This is a genomic window from Aeromonas sp. R10-2, assembly GCF_040908445.1.
Taxonomy (GTDB): Bacteria; Pseudomonadota; Gammaproteobacteria; order Enterobacterales; family Aeromonadaceae; genus Aeromonas; species Aeromonas veronii.
Window position 1 is genome coordinate 89891 of the sequence record NZ_JBFODS010000102.1, and the last position, 15130, is coordinate 105020.

Consider the following 15130-nt stretch of genomic DNA (forward strand, 5'->3'; position numbering starts at 1 on the left):
CTGTGGTCTCATGAAAAATTTTGGATGGATGACCGGCAGCTGGGCCATCGCCCTGCTGCTGGGTTTACCGGTTATAGCCCTGCTTTTCTCTGCCTTCTCGGCTGAGGGGGAGCTGTTTCGCCACCTCGCCGATACCGTGCTGCTCGATTATCTGGGCAATACCCTGGGGCTGGTGGTCGGCGTAGTATTGCTCAGCTTGCTGTTTGGCGTGCCTACCGCCTGGCTGGTGGCCATGTGTCAGGTACCGGGACGGCGCGCTTTGCAGTGGGCCTTGATGCTGCCAATGGCCATGCCCTCCTATATCGTCGCCTACGTCTATACCGACTTGCTCGACTACTCGGGCCCGCTACAAGCAGGGTTGCGAGCGCTCTTTAGCTGGAACAGCCCTGCCGATTACTGGTTTCCTGCCATTCGCTCCCTTGGTGGCGCCGCCTGGGTGCTGGCGCTGGTGCTATTCCCCTACGTCTATCTGCTGACCCGCGCCTCCTTTCTGGAACAGTCGGTCAGCCTCATTCACTCCAGCCGTCTGCTCGGCTGTACCCCGTGGCAGAGCTTTCGCCGCCTCAGTCTGCCGCTGGCGCGCCCGGCCATCATGGTGGCGGTGTCGCTGGTGGCCATGGAGACGCTGGCCGATTTTGCCACCGTACACTTCTTTGCCATCAACACTCTTACTACTGCGGTCTATGACACCTGGCTCGGCTACGGCAGTCTGGCCACCGCGGCCAAACTCTCCTGCCTGATGCTGCTGGCTGTGGTGCTGCTGATCGCGCTGGAGCGCCGCTCGCGCAGTCGGCAGCAGGTGTTCCAGAAGTCCATGGGCCATGAGCAGCCGCTGCGCTATCCGCTCAAGGGGATGAGTCGCGCTCTGGCCGCTCTCTGGTGCTGGGGGCTGGTGCTGGCCGGTTTTGGCCTGCCGTTCGTCATCCTGCTGGACTACGGCGTGCGCTACTTCGAGTTGTCGTGGACGCCGGAGTTTGTCCGCTTTGCCGGCAACAGCTTGGCTATCTCGGCGCTGACCGCCCTGCTGGCGATGGGGATTGCCCTGCTGCTCGGCTTCTTCCGCCGCCTCGATGGCGGGTTCAAGAGTTTACTGCCGCTGCGTATGGCCGCCATGGGGTACGCCATGCCGGGCACCGTGCTCGCCATCGGCGTGCTGGTGCCGCTTACCGCCCTCGATTTTGCCATCAACGATCTGGCCGATTGGCTCGGGCGTCAGGGGCCGGGCTTGCTGCTGACCGGCACCATCACCGCCATCGTGTTCGGTTATCTGGTACGCTTCGTGGCCATCGCCATCGGCTCGGTGGAGAGCAGCATGGGCAAGATCTCCCCCAGCCTCGACATGGCGGCCCGTTCCCTAGGACAAGGGGATGGCGGCATGCTGCGGCGGGTCCATCTGCCGCTGGTGCGCCGCGGCCTGTTTGCCGGTGCCATGCTGGTGTTTATCGAATCCATGAAGGAGCTGCCCGCCGCCCTGCTGCTGCGGCCGTTCAACTTCGATACTCTGGCGACCCACGTTTACCAGTTTGTCTCGGACGAGATGCTGGAGCGCGGTGCACTGGGTGCCATCGTCATCGTGCTGGTGGGGTTGTTGCCGCTGATCTGGGTCAACCGCACTCTGGACAGTCCGGGCCACTGAGGCGCCGCGTCGGTCAATGAAATTGCATGCGGTGTGCTGAACCGAAAGGCAGCGCACCGCCAGAAACGAGAGGAAGTCAGCCTTGTCCTGTTTGCAGGTTGAAAATGTCAGCTGCCGTTACAACGGCCGCAATGTGCTGGAGCAGCTCTCCCTGACGGTGGCAGACAACGAGATCGTCTGCCTGCTGGGGGCCAGTGGCTGCGGCAAAACCACGCTGCTCAAGGCTATCGCCGGCTTGCTGCCGTTGGCAGAGGGCTCGATTTGCCTCGGTGATACCCTGCTCGACGGGCCGGGTGCCAGCATGCCGCCCGAGGCGCGCAATATCGGGATGATCTTTCAGGATTACGCCCTCTTTCCCCACCTGACGGTGGCCGACAACGTCGGCTTTGGCCTGACCAAACTCGATCGCCGCGCCCGCCAGCAGCAGGTGGACGAGGCGCTGGCGCTGGTCAATCTGCAGGGGCTGGGGGATCGCTATCCGCACCAGCTCTCCGGTGGTCAGCAGCAGCGGGTGGCCATCGCCCGGGCGCTGGTGTGCAAGCCGCGGTTGATGCTGCTGGATGAGCCCTTCTCCAACATCGATACCCAGGTGCGGATGAAGCTGATCCTCGAGATCCGCGCCCTGCTCAAGCAGCAGGGGATCGGCGCCATCTTCGTCAGCCACAGCAAGGAGGAGGCGTTCGCCTTCGCCGATCGGCTGGCGCTGTTTCGCGCCGGTCACATCGAACAGGTGGGCCAGCCGGAGCAGCTCTATCGCCGCCCGCAAAACCGCTTTGTGGCGGAGTTTCTCGGCGGGGTCAACTATCTGGCCGCCGAGGTGGTGGACAGCCACTGCGTGCGGACGGCGCTCGGGGTCATTTGTGGCAGCGAGCCTCATGGCCGGGCGGTGGGCGAGCAGTTGCAGCTGATGCTCCGCCCCCAGCAACTGCTGCTGGAGAGCGCCGCAGATGGGGAGCTCAAGGTGGTGGAGCAGCAGTTCCTCGGCCACCACTGCCGGGTGCTGTTCGAGTGTGGCGATCTGCAGCTGGAGGCGAGCATTGGCGAGCCCCTTGATGGGATGCGGGCACGGATCAAGGTTGCCCCCCATGGACTGGTGTTGTTTGACCCTTTGCCCTGAACGCGTGATATCGTCGTGAAATCAAAGAACTGGATCCACTCTGGTTTATAATCGCGCAACGCAAATAGCCCGTAACGCTAACGCCTACTCAGGGGAGAGATATATGAAAGCCCAAGCCGGGATCTGCGCAGAGCCGAATCTGCACGCCCTCTATCTGATGTTCAATCGCACCGGCGACGCCGCCGAACTGGTCGGCCGTCTGGCCAAACTGCCCGCCCTGTGGCAGGCGGTTGCCGCCGATTTCCCCGATGCCGGGTTCAGCGGTCTGGTTGCCGTTGGCGCCGATGCCTGGGATGGTCTCTACCCTGCCGCCCGTCCGCCCCAGTTCCGCAGCTTTATGGCGCAATCCGCCAACGGTCAGGAAGCCCCCAACACCCCGTTTGATCTCTTTATTCAGCTGCGCGCCGATCGGGTGGATGTGCTGCACCACGCCGGTCACCGTGTGATGGCACTGCTGGCCGGATTGGTCGAGCTGGCCGAAGAGGTGCGCGGTTTCCGCAACCTGGATTTCCGTGACCTGACCGGTTTCGTTGACGGCACCGAGAACCCGCAGGATGAGCACCGTGCCGAAGTGGCGCTGGTGGCCGATGGCGAGTTTGCCGGTGGCTCCTACATCCACGTTCAGCGCTGGGTACACGCCATGAGCGACTGGGAGAAGCTGGCGCAGAAAGAACAGGAAGACATTATCGGTCGAACCAAGCCCGACAACATCGAGTATGAGTCTGCCGCCAAACCGCTGACCGCCCACATCAAGCGGGTCAACCTCAAGACGCCGAAAGGGGAGTCCATGGAGATCCTGCGCCAGAGCATGCCCTGGGGCACCATGACCGAGCAGGGGCTCTACTTCATCTCCTGCTGCCGCACTCAGCAGCACTTCAACGCCATGCTGGCCAGCATGTACAAGGGGGAGGGCAGCCACTTCGATCATCTGCTGCGCTTCACCAAGGCGGTGACCGGCGCGGCTTTCTTCGCCCCATCTGAAAGTTTTTTGATGGCGCAGGGTAAATAAGCCCGCCTGACGAAGCTGCAGAAAACAAAAATCCCGGCCAAGGCCGGGATTTTTCGTTCTGGCGTGACCGCTATGATGCGGTGGCGGCCATTACGGCGTCTGTTCGAACAGCTCGAGAGCGGAGAGGTAGAGCTCTTCGATATCGGTGTCGCTGGTCGGGGTGATGAAGATAGTGTCATCACCGGCGATGGTACCGAGGATCCCCTCTGCCTTGCCGAGGGAGTCGAGCAGGCGGGCGATCAGCTGGGCTGCGCCCGGGCTGGTGTGGATCACTACCAGTGCGCCGTTGTGATCGACGTCCAGTACCAGATTCTTGAGCGGGCTGGAGGTGGTGGGCACGCCCAGTTCCACCGGCAGGCAGTAGACCATCTCCATCTTGGCGTTGCGAGTGCGAACAGCGCCGAAGCGGCTCAGCATGCGCGATACCTTGGACTGGTTGATATTTTCGAAACCCAGCTCTTGCAGGGCGGTAACGATTTCTGCCTGGGAGCCAAAGCGCTCTTCTTTCAGCAAGGCTTTAAAGGCCTTGGCCAGTTTTTCTTGCTTGTCGTTGTGTTTCATCTTGGTCTCACGAATGAGGAGGTGTGGCGGCCTGTGCAGCACAGGCGGCAGATACGAACAGCGGGGCCATTTTGCATTCATATGCCGTTTTTTGCAAGGAAGCGGCGCTTGTTCTGCATATTGATTCAAAAATGGCTTGCATCAACCTTTATTAGGGATAGAATCGGGATGAAATTTTGAAAACTTATTCAATTGGGCTGTATGGGTATTGAATTAATAGGTATCGAGAAGTCCTGGCACAAGGTGCCGGTTCTGCAACAGGTCAGCTTTCGGACATCCCCCGGTGAAACCTTGGTGTTGCTGGGCCCGAGCGGTGCTGGCAAGAGTTCCCTGCTACGGATGATGAACCTGTTGGATACCCCGGATGCGGGTGTTCTGCGGATTGGTGAAAGTGAATTTTCTTTCCCGAACTCCCTCTCTGCTGCCGAATTCAACCGCCAGTCCCAACTGCTGCGTCGCAAGGTGGGGATGGTGTTCCAGCAGTACAATCTCTGGCCACATCTCACTGTGATGGAGAATCTGATTGAAGCGCCGGTCAAGGTGCTCGGCATGAGCAAGGAGGACGCCATCGAGAAGGGGGCCTATTTGCTGGCCCAGCTGCAACTGGCCGACAAGCGCGATGCCTGGCCGGCACGTCTCTCCGGCGGTCAGCAGCAGCGGGTGGCCATTGCCCGTACCCTGATGATGGACCCGGAAGTGTTGCTGTTTGACGAGCCGACTGCGGCGCTGGATCCCGAGATCACCAAGGAGGTGGCCGAGATCATCCGTAACCTGAGCCAGACCGGCATTACCCAGGTGGTGGTGACCCACGAGGTCGACTTTGCCCGCAAGGTGGCCAGTCAGGTGATTTATCTGGAGAAGGGGCGGATCATCGAATCCGGCACCGCTGCCATTTTCCAATCCCCGCAAACCAGCCGGTTTGCCGAATTCTTGATGCATTGATATTGAATCGATAAGGAAGCTGTCATGAAAAAGAGTCTGTTGTTGGTTGCTGCCATGGGCCTGTTGAGTACCTCCGTCATGGCCAAAGAGATCAAGTTCGCCACCGAGGCCACCTACGCGCCGTTCGAATACCTGGATGACAAGAACGAGTTTCAGGGTTTTGACATCGATCTGGCGCGCGCCATCTGCGAGCAGGCCAAGCTGGAGTGCAGCTTCCACAACCAGGCCTTTGACAGCCTGATCCCCAGCCTGAAATTCCGTCGCTACGATGCCGCCATCGCCGCCATGGACGTAACCCCTGAGCGGGCCGCTCAGGTCGATTTCTCCGACATCTATTACGAGAACTCGGCAGTATTCGTCGCCAAGAAAGGGGCCTTCAAGGGGCCGGAAGAGATGGTCGACAAGACAGTCGGCGTGCAGAACGGTACCTCTCACCAGTCCTATCTGGTGGATAACTGGGTGAGCAAGGGTCTGCTGACCGTGCCGTACGCCAGCTACCAGAGCGCCTTCCTCGACATGATGAATGGCCGTACCGACGGTGTCTTTGCCGATACCGCCGTTGCTGCCGACTGGCTGAAGCAGCACAAGGAGTATGCGGTGGTGGGTGCGCCGGTGACCGATGCCAAGTACTTCGGTACCGGCTTTGGCATCGCGGTGGCCAAGGGCAATCAGGAGCTGCTGACCCAGCTGAACAAGGGGCTGGCCGAGATCAAGGCCAACGGCACCTATCAGAAAATCTTCGACAAATACTTCGCGCAGTAAGCCATGTTGAGCCTGTTGTTGGATGCAGCCTGGATGACCCTCGGGCTGGCCTTGGCATCACTGGTCGGGGGCATGGTATTGGCACTGGCGTTCAGTGCCGCCGAGCTTAGCAAGCAGCGTGCGCTGGTGTGGCCGGTGGCCACCCTGACCACGCTGATCCGTGGCCTGCCCGAGTTGCTGGTGGTGCTGTTCATCTACTTCGGTTCGACCCAGGTGCTGTTCCTCATCACTGGCGAGTATGTGGAGTTCAGTCCGTTCGCCTGTGGCGTGCTGGCGCTCTCCCTGCTGTTCGCCAGCTATGCGACCCAGACCCTGCGGGCGGCGCTTAATGCGGTGCCTTCAGGTCAACGGCTGGCGGCGCTGGCGTTGGGGTTGAGCAAGAGCCACATCTTCTTTCGCATCGTGTTGCCGCAGGCGTGGCGTCACGCCTTGCCGGGCCTCGGCAACCAGTGGCTGGTATTGCTGAAAGATACCGCGCTGGTGTCGCTTATCGGGGTGAACGAGATGATGCGTCAGGCGCAGATGGCCTCGGCCAGTACCTATGAACCTTTTACCTGGTATGCCGCCGCGGCCCTCATCTATCTGGCTATCAGTCTGGTTAGCGAGTACGGCCTCGGGCTGGCTGCCCGCTACACCCGCCGCTACGGAGGCTAACTGATGCAAGAGTATCTCGTTACGTTGCTGGGCGGTCTTGTCACCACGCTGGAGCTGACCCTGTTCAGCCTGCTGCTGGGGATTGTGTTGGCAGCCCTGATGACCTGGGCGTTGGAGCTGCGCCTGCCGGTGGCGACCCAGCTGGTGCAGCTGTGGGTGCTGCTCTTTACCGGGACGCCGCTGCTCATTCAGATCTTCCTGATTTACTACGGGCCGGGCCAGTTCGAGTGGCTGAAAGCCAGCCCGCTCTGGCCGCTGCTCAAGCAGCCCTGGTTCTGCGCCGTGCTGGCGCTGGGTCTCAACACGGCGGCTTACTCCACCCGGTTGTTCAAGGGGGCGCTCGATGCCATCCCGGCTGGTGAGGTGGAGGCGTGTCGTGCGCTTGGCTTTAATGGCCGCCAGACCTTGTGGATGAAGGTGCGTCATGCTGCCCGTCATCTGGTGCCTGCCTACTCCAACGAGGTGATTCTGGTGCTCAAGGGGAGCTCCCTCGCCAGTACCATCACCATCATGGACATCATGGGGCTGGCGCAGGGATTGAACGCCCAGACCTACGATACCCTGGCTGTGTTCGGGGTGGCTGGTGGGCTTTATCTGGCGATGAACGGATTGTTAACAATTGGTTTTCGCTGGTGTGAAAAACGGGCGCTGGCATTCCAATCCTGAGACCCTCAGATCTACCTCTTTATGGTAAGGAGAAGTGCAGAAAAACTGTGCTTCTCCTTCAACTTTTTGTATTTCCCTCCAATTTTTGCTCCCGCATGTTTCGTGGCTCACAGAACCCGTGACTGCAACTGTTATCAGATTGTTTTTTATGGGGGGATCCATTAAGGTTGGGCGCACAACAACAAACAACCTTAAACCTACGCTTAAACATGGAGTTGATCATGAAAGTTGCCGTTCTGGGTGCCGCTGGTGGCATCGGTCAAGCCCTCGCTCTGCTGTTGAAAAACCGTCTGCCGGCTGGCTCCGAGCTGAGCCTGTATGACATCGCCCCGGTTACTCCGGGTGTGGCCGTTGACCTCAGTCATATTCCTACCGACGTCGCCATCAAGGGCTTCTGCGGTGAAGATCCGACTCCTGCGCTGGTTGGGGCCGATGTGGTGCTGATTTCCGCCGGTGTGGCACGCAAGCCGGGGATGGATCGCTCCGACCTGTTCAATATCAACGCCGGTATCGTCAAGAATCTGGTCAAGAAGTGCGCGGCCACTTGCCCGAAAGCACTGATCGGCATCATCACCAACCCGGTCAACACCACTGTGGCTATCGCCGCCGAAGTGCTGAAGAAAGCCGGTGTCTATGACAAGCGTCGCCTGTTCGGTGTCACCACCCTGGATGTGATCCGCGCCGAGACCTTCGTGGCCGCTGCCAAAGGGCTGAACATCGACAAGGTTCGCGTCAATGTGATCGGTGGTCACAGTGGCGTCACCATTCTGCCGCTGCTCTCCCAGATTGAAGGTGCCTCCTTCACTGCTGAAGAAGTGGCTGCCATGACCAAGCGCATCCAGAATGCCGGTACCGAAGTGGTTGAAGCCAAGGCTGGTGGCGGTTCCGCAACCCTCTCCATGGGTCAGGCGGCTTGCCGTTTTGGTCTCTCCCTTATCAAGGGTCTGCAGGGCGAAGCCAACGTTGTCGAGTGCGCCTACGTGGAAGGCAACGGCGAGCACGCCACCTTCTTCGCACAGCCGGTACTGCTGGGCAAGAACGGCGTCGAAACCGTACTGGATTACGGCAAGCTGAGCGCCTTCGAGCAGGAAGCGATGGAAGGCATGCTGGCTACCCTGAAAGCCGATATCCAGCTGGGTGTCGATTTCGTCAAGTAAGCGGGTCAACCGTGCCAACAAGGGAGCTTCGGCTCCCTTTTGTATTGATGAGATCCGCCCGGCAGGCTAAGGGGATGGGGCTTGGTGCCGATAACAGAGTGCAGCAGGAGATCCTTATGATGAAACCCCTTACCCTTCTAATTCTTGTCGGTGCATTCACCGCGCCCCTCTATGGTGCCGAGGTGGTATCGGCTGCCGTATCGAGCGATGCGCCTGCAGCAAGTGCATCGGCACCGACCGCAAGCAGTGCTGCGGTGGCAACGACCCCTGTCTCTGCTGCTACGCCAGCTCCCTCTGAGGCAGTCCCCGTCTTGCTTCCGGCCGAGCCGGTCACACCCGTTGCCAGCAGTGGCGAGGGGGCCGCGCCGCTGCCAAAACCGGCGGAGCCTGCCGCAGTGGTGGCGCCTCCCGCACCTCTGGCCGCTGGCGAGTTGCAGGCGGTGCCGCTCTATCGTCAGGATGAGCTGCTCAACTGGATTGAGCAGGGGCGTCACCTCACTCAGGTGAAGCAGGATCGCTGTCAGCTGACTCAGGATATCGAAGCGCGCGCCTCGGTGATGAAGATCCCGGCCTATCAGTTCCTCTGGGGGGATATGCTGTCGTGGGGTGTCTGTACCAAGGCCAACGCCGAGCTCGGGGTGCAATATATGTGGGAGGCGGCCAATCAGGGGTTGGCGCCAGCGCTGGAGCAGCTGGGCCGCTACTACTGGAAAGGAACTTTGGTGCAGAAGGATTTGGTGCGAGCCGAGACCCTGATGCGCGAGGCGGCCAGCCTCGGTTTTCTGCGGGCTCGCATCGAGTGGGTCGAGATGCTGCTGCAGGGGATGGGCAGTCCGCTCGATTATGAGGACGCCTATCGCTGGCTCCATGGCTCCGTCATCGGTGACAAGGCGCTGCACCAGAAGGCGGCGAGTCTGCTCAACCGTCTTGGCAACAGGATGCCGGCCAACGTGGTGGCCCGCGCCAAGGCGATGCACTGATCCAAAAAAATGACCCACAGATCTGCACCTGTGGGTCCGGTTCCAGCCGCCGTGCCATGACAGGCCGGAACCTCCCTCTGTTATATGGCTGCCTGCGCCTTAGAGATCTTGGTGGGGGCCAAAAACTTCGTAATGGAGCTGCCCCGCTGGCACCCCAGCCGCCAGCAGCTGCCGCTTGATCTCCTGCATGAAGCCGACAGGGCCACAGAAGTAGTAGTGGGCCTCTGGCGTGATGCGCTCCTTCACGGCAGTCAGATCCATGGTGCCGGCCAGGTCGTAATCTTCACCCTGTACATCGCTGGCTTCCGGCTCCCGATACCAGACCCGGCTCAGCAAGTTGGGATGCTGGCGGGATTTTTGCTGAATATCCTCCCGGAAGGCGTGTACAGCGCCCTGTTCGCAGGCGTGCAGCCAGGTGACATCAGCCTGATGGCCGTTCGCCAGTAGCTGGTTGAGCATGCTCATTATCGGCGTCACGCCGACACCGGCGGAGAGCAGTACCACCGGGGTCTGGCTGTCGGCTTTCAGGTAGAAATCGCCGGTAGGGGGCATCACCTCAATCCTGTCACCCGCCTGCAGGTGATCGTGCAGCAGGTTGGAGACCTGACCCTGCGGTTCACGCTTGACGCTGATGCGGTAGTCCTGCCCGTTGGGGGCATCGGAGAGGGAGTACTGGCGGATTTCCTGATATTCCAGCTCGGGGTGAACCAGCTTGATGCTGAGGTATTGGCCCGGTTTGAAGGTCAGTACCGGCTTGCCATCTTCCGGCGCCAGCAGGAAGGAGGTGATGAGGTCGCTCTCGGCTCGCTTCTCCTTGATGATGAAGGTGCGGGTACCTTGCCAGCCGCCATCCTGATTGGCCTTCTCCTGATAGATCTCCTGCTCGCGGCCGATGAAGATGTCGGCCAGCACGCCATACGCCTTGCCCCATGCCTCCAGCACCTCTTCGGTGACCGCACTTCCGCCCAATTCTTTGAGCGTGGCCAAGAGATGACTACCTACAATGTGATATTGTTCCGGCTGGATCAGGAATCCGGTATGTTTGTGCGCAATCCGCTCGACCGCACCGGCGAGCGCTCCCAGATTGTCGATATTCTTTGCATACGCGGCGACTGCATTGAACAGGGCCAGCGGCTGGCCGCCACTGCGTTGGTGGGCCAGGTTGAAGATATCTTTCAGCTCCGGGTTATGGCTGAACATCCGCTGGTAGAAGTGCTGGGTGAGGGCAGGGCCTGCCGATTCGAGCAGCGGAATAGTGCTTTTGATGACGGCAACGGTGGTTTGATCTAGCATAGGGGCCTCGTTCTAATTGAACATATAAAATGTCATTTAATAAGTGGCATCCTAGATGTTTATTTGATTTGAATCAATACTCCACTTTTCGCATCGCGCTAATCAGGTTTTATGAGACTAACCAGTTATACAGATTTTGGATTGAGAGCCCTGCTCTATCTTGCCACCCTGCCGGAAGGGGAGTTGTCGAGCGTTGCCAAGGTATCGGCCTTGTATGGCGTTTCCCGCAACCACATGGTGAAGGTGGTCAATCAGCTGGTGAAGCTGGGCTATCTGCAATCCCAGCGGGGCAAGAATGGCGGTATTCGTATGGCTTGCGATCCCGCCACCATCAATATCGGGCAGGTGATCAGGGCGCTGGAAGGCAATCTGGACGGCATTGACTGTGGCTCGCCCGCTTGTCACATCGTCTCTGTCTGTCTGCTCAAGAGTGCGCTGAAAGAGGCGATGGATGCGTTTCTGGCGGTGATGGACAGCTATACGCTGCAAGACCTGCTGGCCAACCGTGACGAGCTACAGAGGGTGTTTGGCGAGTTGATCCCGACGCTGGTGTTGGAGCCGGATGATGAAGATGAACAGTGACAATGAGCAATAGAAAAGGGCTGCCACTGGCAGCCCTTTTTCAATCTTGCGAATCCGACTCCGCCCGGTACGATGCCGGCATAATCCGCGCCATCTTGACCATGTTGTTCTCCACATCGAGGATCTCGATAGGATAACCGGCCAGCCGGATCCCAATGTTGGGCTGGGGGATCTCCTCCAGATATTCGAGGATCAGACCGTTGAGGGTACGCGGGCCGTCGATGGGCAGGTGCCAATTCATCTCCTTGTTCAGCTCACGAATATTGGCTGAGCCTTCGACCAGATAAGAACCATCTGACTGGGGGTGGATCTCGTCGCTCGGCGCTGGCGTCATGGAGGTGGTGAAGTCGCCCACTATCTCTTCCAGAATATCGTCCAGAGTGATTAGCCCCTGAATGTCGCCGTATTCGTCGACGATCAGGCCAATTCGCTCCTTGTTGCGCTGGAATTTGGCCAGCTGCACGTTGAGCGGCGTTCCTTCCGGAATGAAGTAGATCTCGTCCACTTCACGCAATAGACTCGATTTGTTGAACTGGTCCCTGGCTACCAGCCGCAGGGCATCGCGCGCGTGCAAAAAGCCGACAACGTCGTCGATATTGTCGCGATAGAGCAGGATCTTGGTGTGAGCGCAGTGGGCCAGCTGGCGCTGGATGCTCTTCCAGTCATCGTTGATGTCGATGGCGTAGATATCGCTGCGCGGCACCATGATGTCCTCGACCAGCATCTTGTCGAGATCCAGAATGCTCAGCAGCATCTCTTGATGACGCTGGGGGATCAGGTTACCCGCCTCATTGACGATGGTGCGCAGCTCCTCGGTGTTGAGGGAGTCATCCTTGTTAGGATTGATCTTCAGCATCTTGAGCAGGCCGCTGGTGATGCCGTTGATCAGCCAGACCAGCGGCGAGAGCGGCACCATCAGCCCCTTGAGGATCCAGGAGGCGGGATAGGCGATCTTCTCCGGAAACATGGCTGCCAGGGTCTTTGGCGTCACTTCACCGAATACCAGCACCACCAGAGTCAGGCCGAAGGTAGCGATGGCGACCCCGAGATCACCAAACAGCCGGATACAGACGATAGTGGCGATGGCGGAGGCGAGGATATTGACCAGATTGTTGCCGATCAGGATCAGCCCCAGCAGGCGATCGGGGCGGGCGAGCAGTTGCTCGACGCGACGTGCGGCTTTGTGTTTGGTCTGTGCCAGATGCCGCAGTTTGTAGCGGTTGATGGACATCAGGCCGGTTTCGGCACTGGAGAAAAAGGCGGAAAGAAGGATCAAGATAACGAGAACAATCAGTAATGTACTCGTTGAGATGCTGTCCAAAAAGGGCTCCTGTTGGATGGTATGGCTAAAAGAGTATAGGTGTCAGCTCAACAGCACTTCTTTGACGAAGCGACTGCCAAAGTAGGCAAGAGTCAGGATGAAGCTGCCGATCAGACTGAGCGTGATGACTTTGCGGCCGCGCCAGCCATAGGTGTGATGACCCCACAGCAGCAACACGTAAACACACCATGCCAGGATGGAGAGCACGGCCTTGTGAGACTTGCCCTGGGCGAACATATCTTCGAGGAAGAAGAGGCCGGAGGCGATGGAGAGTGTCAGTAGCAACACCCCTGCAGAGATCAACTGAAACAGCCGTTTTTCCACCGTCATCAGTGGCGGCATGGCTGGCAGGTTGCTGATTTTTCTCGATTTAAGCTGCTTGTCCAGACAGGCGAGCTGCAGCGCAAACAGACAGGCGATCATTAATACCGAGTAGGCCATCAGGGCGAGGCCGATGTGCAGCAACAGCTGGGGATGGGCCTCCAGATGGGTTATGTAGCGACCCGGGATCAAGGCGCTGGCAGCCAGCAACAGGGCCGAGAAGCTGTAGACCACCGGCAGCAGGATCCAGCCGTTGAAGCGGCGGGTCACGCAGGTCATGAAGCAACTGATGATGAGGCTGACCAGCGAGGCAACGTTGAGCATGCTCAGGTTCTGGCCGTAACTCTGCAATACCTCTGAACCGAGGGCGCTGGCGTGGGCGATCAGGGCCAATCCGATACAGGCAAACAGGGAGCGCTGTCCCACCGGCTTGGCGCTCAGTAACAGATGCAGGGAGGCGATGATGGCCAGCAGATAAAACGCCAGGGCCAGAACAGAGATTACGATCATAACCAGGTCGTTGTTGCACAAGCTTTTGAGGGTAAGAGAGGCAGTATACCTTGCACGAGAAGTGCTCGCCAGTTGTGCAACGGCCGATCTGCCCATATATAGGGAGAAGGTCCCTGCTGCTGCGGTGCGGTGAATAATCGTCCTCGCGCCCGCTCTGGGTTATAATGCCCCCAATTTATTACGCCAAGAACCGGAATCCGTCATGTTTGAGAATTTGACTGAACGACTCTCGCGCACCTTGCGCAATGTCAGTGGCCGTGGTCGCCTGACCGAAGACAATATCAAGGAAACCCTGCGTGAAGTCCGCATGGCGCTGCTCGAGGCGGATGTCGCCCTGCCGGTCGTGCGTGATTTCGTGGCGCGTGTCAAAGAGCGCGCAGTCGGGCAGGAAGTGGCCAAATCCCTGAGCCCGGGCCAGGCATTCATCAAGATTGTGCACGGTGAACTGGTCACAGTAATGGGTGAGGCCAACGAACAGCTCAACCTGGCTGCCCAGCCGCCAGCGATCATCCTGATGGCCGGTCTGCAGGGTGCCGGTAAGACCACCACAGTTGGCAAACTGGCCAAGCTGCTCAAAGAGCGCAGCAAGAAGAAGGTGCTGGTGGTCAGTGCTGACGTTTATCGCCCAGCAGCGATCAAGCAGCTGGAGACCCTGGCGAGCGACATCGGCGTCGACTTTTTCCCGAGCGATGCCAGCCAGAAGCCGGTCGATATAGCCACCGCAGCCATCGATCAGGCGCGCAAGAAATTCTATGACGTGGTGATCGTCGATACCGCCGGTCGTCTGCACGTTGATAGCGAGATGATGGCCGAGATTCAGGATCTGCATGCCACCATCAAACCGGTCGAGACCCTGTTCGTGGTGGATGCCATGACTGGTCAGGATGCCGCCAACACCGCCAAGGCGTTTAATGAAGCGCTGCCGCTTACCGGTGTGATCCTCACCAAGGCGGATGGTGACGCCCGTGGTGGTGCCGCCCTGTCGGTGCGCCACATCACCGGCAAGCCGGTCAAGTTTATCGGTATGGGTGAGAAGACCGATGCGCTGGAGCCGTTCCACCCGGATCGTCTCGCCTCCCGCATCCTCGGTATGGGCGATGTGCTGTCGCTGATCGAGGAAGTCGAGCGCAACGTCGATAAAGAGAAAGCGGCCAAGCTGGCCAGCAAGGTCAAGAGCGGCAAAGGCTTCGATCTGGAAGATTTCCGCGAGCAGCTGGCCCAGATGCGCAACATGGGCGGCATGATGGGGATGCTCGACAAGCTGCCCGGCATGTCCGGGCTGCCGGATAACGTGAAAGATCAGATGGATGACAAGCTCACCGTGCGGATGGAGGCCATCATCAGCTCCATGACGCCCAAGGAGCGTGCCCACCCCGATCTCATCAAGGGTTCCCGCAAACGCCGTATCGCCGCAGGCTCCGGCATGCAGGTGCAGGACGTGAACAAGCTGCTCAAGCAGTTCACCGAGATGCAGCGCATGATGAAGAAAATGTCCGGTAAAGGCGGCATGCGCAAGATGATGAGCCAGATGAAGAACATGATGCCCCCCGGTTTCGGTGGCGGTCGCGGCCCGTTCTGATCCGGCCTGCGTGTTGATGGGGGTCTGCTGCGGCAGGCCC

The 15130-nt window shown here is 59.4% G+C and carries 15 protein-coding genes; 11 read left to right on the top strand and 4 right to left on the bottom strand.

Annotation, left to right across the window (positions count from 1 at the left end):
• Positions 1–10 precede the first annotated feature (10 nt).
• The 3 genes from AB5Y97_RS20350 to AB5Y97_RS20360 all read left to right on the top strand — a co-directional run bounded on the left by AB5Y97_RS20350 (position 11) and on the right by AB5Y97_RS20360 (position 3762).
• A complete protein-coding gene (locus AB5Y97_RS20350) occupies positions 11–1636 on the top strand; it encodes an ABC transporter permease (RefSeq protein WP_368158887.1) in 1626 nt (541 codons plus the stop codon).
• An 82-nt stretch (positions 1637–1718) separates the two neighbouring features.
• Positions 1719–2753, top strand: a complete 1035-nt coding sequence (locus AB5Y97_RS20355) for an ABC transporter ATP-binding protein (RefSeq protein ID WP_368158889.1) — start codon at positions 1719–1721, stop codon at positions 2751–2753.
• Positions 2754–2856: 103 nt separating this feature from the next.
• Positions 2857–3762 (top strand): Dyp-type peroxidase, encoded by a 906-nt coding sequence (locus AB5Y97_RS20360; protein ID WP_368158890.1) that lies wholly within the window; start codon positions 2857–2859, stop codon positions 3760–3762.
• A gap of 90 nt (positions 3763–3852) precedes the next feature.
• Here the strand turns inward: AB5Y97_RS20360 and argR are convergent, their stop codons facing one another.
• Positions 3853–4323: a transcriptional regulator ArgR gene (argR, locus tag AB5Y97_RS20365; protein WP_005340378.1), complete on the bottom strand. Its 471-nt coding sequence runs from the start codon at positions 4321–4323 to the stop codon at positions 3853–3855.
• A gap of 201 nt (positions 4324–4524) precedes the next feature.
• Between argR and AB5Y97_RS20370 the strand changes: the two genes are divergently transcribed.
• From AB5Y97_RS20370 to AB5Y97_RS20395, 6 genes are all read left to right on the top strand, one after another.
• Positions 4525–5265: an ATP-binding cassette domain-containing protein gene (locus AB5Y97_RS20370; RefSeq protein WP_368158891.1), complete on the top strand. Its 741-nt coding sequence runs from the start codon at positions 4525–4527 to the stop codon at positions 5263–5265.
• Positions 5266–5289: 24 nt separating this feature from the next.
• Positions 5290–6027: a transporter substrate-binding domain-containing protein gene (locus AB5Y97_RS20375; RefSeq protein WP_005340381.1), complete on the top strand. Its 738-nt coding sequence runs from the start codon at positions 5290–5292 to the stop codon at positions 6025–6027.
• Positions 6028–6030: 3 nt separating this feature from the next.
• The gene (gene artQ, locus AB5Y97_RS20380; protein WP_043826111.1) at positions 6031–6681 is read left to right on the top strand and encodes an arginine ABC transporter permease ArtQ; all 651 of its coding nucleotides are present in this window, start codon (positions 6031–6033) and stop codon (positions 6679–6681) included.
• 3 nt (positions 6682–6684) lie between these two features.
• Complete coding sequence (gene artM, locus AB5Y97_RS20385) at positions 6685–7347, top strand: arginine ABC transporter permease ArtM (RefSeq protein ID WP_368158893.1); 663 nt, start codon at positions 6685–6687, stop codon at positions 7345–7347.
• A gap of 221 nt (positions 7348–7568) precedes the next feature.
• Complete coding sequence (gene mdh, locus AB5Y97_RS20390; RefSeq protein WP_368158895.1) at positions 7569–8504, top strand: malate dehydrogenase; 936 nt, start codon at positions 7569–7571, stop codon at positions 8502–8504.
• 395 nt (positions 8505–8899) lie between these two features.
• Entirely contained in the window at positions 8900–9484 is a 585-nt protein-coding gene (locus tag AB5Y97_RS20395) for a tetratricopeptide repeat protein (protein ID WP_368158906.1), read from the top strand.
• Between the two features lie 99 nt (positions 9485–9583).
• Here AB5Y97_RS20395 and hmpA read toward each other — a convergent pair whose 3' ends face one another.
• Positions 9584–10777 (bottom strand): NO-inducible flavohemoprotein, encoded by a 1194-nt coding sequence (gene hmpA / locus AB5Y97_RS20400; RefSeq protein WP_368158897.1) that lies wholly within the window; start codon positions 10775–10777, stop codon positions 9584–9586.
• A 111-nt stretch (positions 10778–10888) separates the two neighbouring features.
• On the opposite strand from hmpA, the gene AB5Y97_RS20405 reads away from it, so the two are divergent.
• The gene (locus AB5Y97_RS20405) at positions 10889–11359 is read left to right on the top strand and encodes an Rrf2 family transcriptional regulator (protein WP_005340388.1); all 471 of its coding nucleotides are present in this window, start codon (positions 10889–10891) and stop codon (positions 11357–11359) included.
• 40 nt (positions 11360–11399) lie between these two features.
• Here AB5Y97_RS20405 and AB5Y97_RS20410 read toward each other — a convergent pair whose 3' ends face one another.
• Entirely contained in the window at positions 11400–12680 is a 1281-nt protein-coding gene (locus tag AB5Y97_RS20410) for an HlyC/CorC family transporter (protein ID WP_005348906.1), read from the bottom strand.
• Positions 12681–12722: 42 nt separating this feature from the next.
• A complete protein-coding gene (gene ccsA / locus AB5Y97_RS20415; protein ID WP_005340390.1) occupies positions 12723–13511 on the bottom strand; it encodes an inner membrane protein YpjD in 789 nt (262 codons plus the stop codon).
• Between the two features lie 202 nt (positions 13512–13713).
• Here ccsA and ffh point away from each other — a divergent pair, with 202 nt between their 5' ends.
• Entirely contained in the window at positions 13714–15090 is a 1377-nt protein-coding gene (ffh, locus tag AB5Y97_RS20420) for a signal recognition particle protein (RefSeq protein ID WP_005340391.1), read from the top strand.
• Positions 15091–15130 lie beyond the last annotated feature (40 nt).

Bases quoted from the DNA above. Each gene is read 5' to 3' on its own strand.
- AB5Y97_RS20405 (WP_005340388.1), top strand. From the start codon at position 10,889: ATGAGACTAACCAGTTATACAGATTTTGGATTGAGAGCCCTGCTCTAT.
- argR (WP_005340378.1), bottom strand. From the start codon at position 4,323: ATGAAACACAACGACAAGCAAGAAAAACTGGCCAAGGCCTTTAAAGCC.
- mdh (WP_368158895.1), top strand. From the start codon at position 7,569: ATGAAAGTTGCCGTTCTGGGTGCCGCTGGTGGCATCGGTCAAGCCCTC.
- artM (WP_368158893.1), top strand. From the start codon at position 6,685: ATGCAAGAGTATCTCGTTACGTTGCTGGGCGGTCTTGTCACCACGCTG.
- ffh (WP_005340391.1), top strand. From the start codon at position 13,714: ATGTTTGAGAATTTGACTGAACGACTCTCGCGCACCTTGCGCAATGTC.
- hmpA (WP_368158897.1), bottom strand. From the start codon at position 10,777: ATGCTAGATCAAACCACCGTTGCCGTCATCAAAAGCACTATTCCGCTG.
- ccsA (WP_005340390.1), bottom strand. From the start codon at position 13,511: ATGATCGTAATCTCTGTTCTGGCCCTGGCGTTTTATCTGCTGGCCATC.
- artQ (WP_043826111.1), top strand. From the start codon at position 6,031: ATGTTGAGCCTGTTGTTGGATGCAGCCTGGATGACCCTCGGGCTGGCC.
- AB5Y97_RS20360 (WP_368158890.1), top strand. From the start codon at position 2,857: ATGAAAGCCCAAGCCGGGATCTGCGCAGAGCCGAATCTGCACGCCCTC.
- AB5Y97_RS20375 (WP_005340381.1), top strand. From the start codon at position 5,290: ATGAAAAAGAGTCTGTTGTTGGTTGCTGCCATGGGCCTGTTGAGTACC.
- AB5Y97_RS20350 (WP_368158887.1), top strand. From the start codon at position 11: ATGAAAAATTTTGGATGGATGACCGGCAGCTGGGCCATCGCCCTGCTG.
- AB5Y97_RS20370 (WP_368158891.1), top strand. From the start codon at position 4,525: ATGGGTATTGAATTAATAGGTATCGAGAAGTCCTGGCACAAGGTGCCG.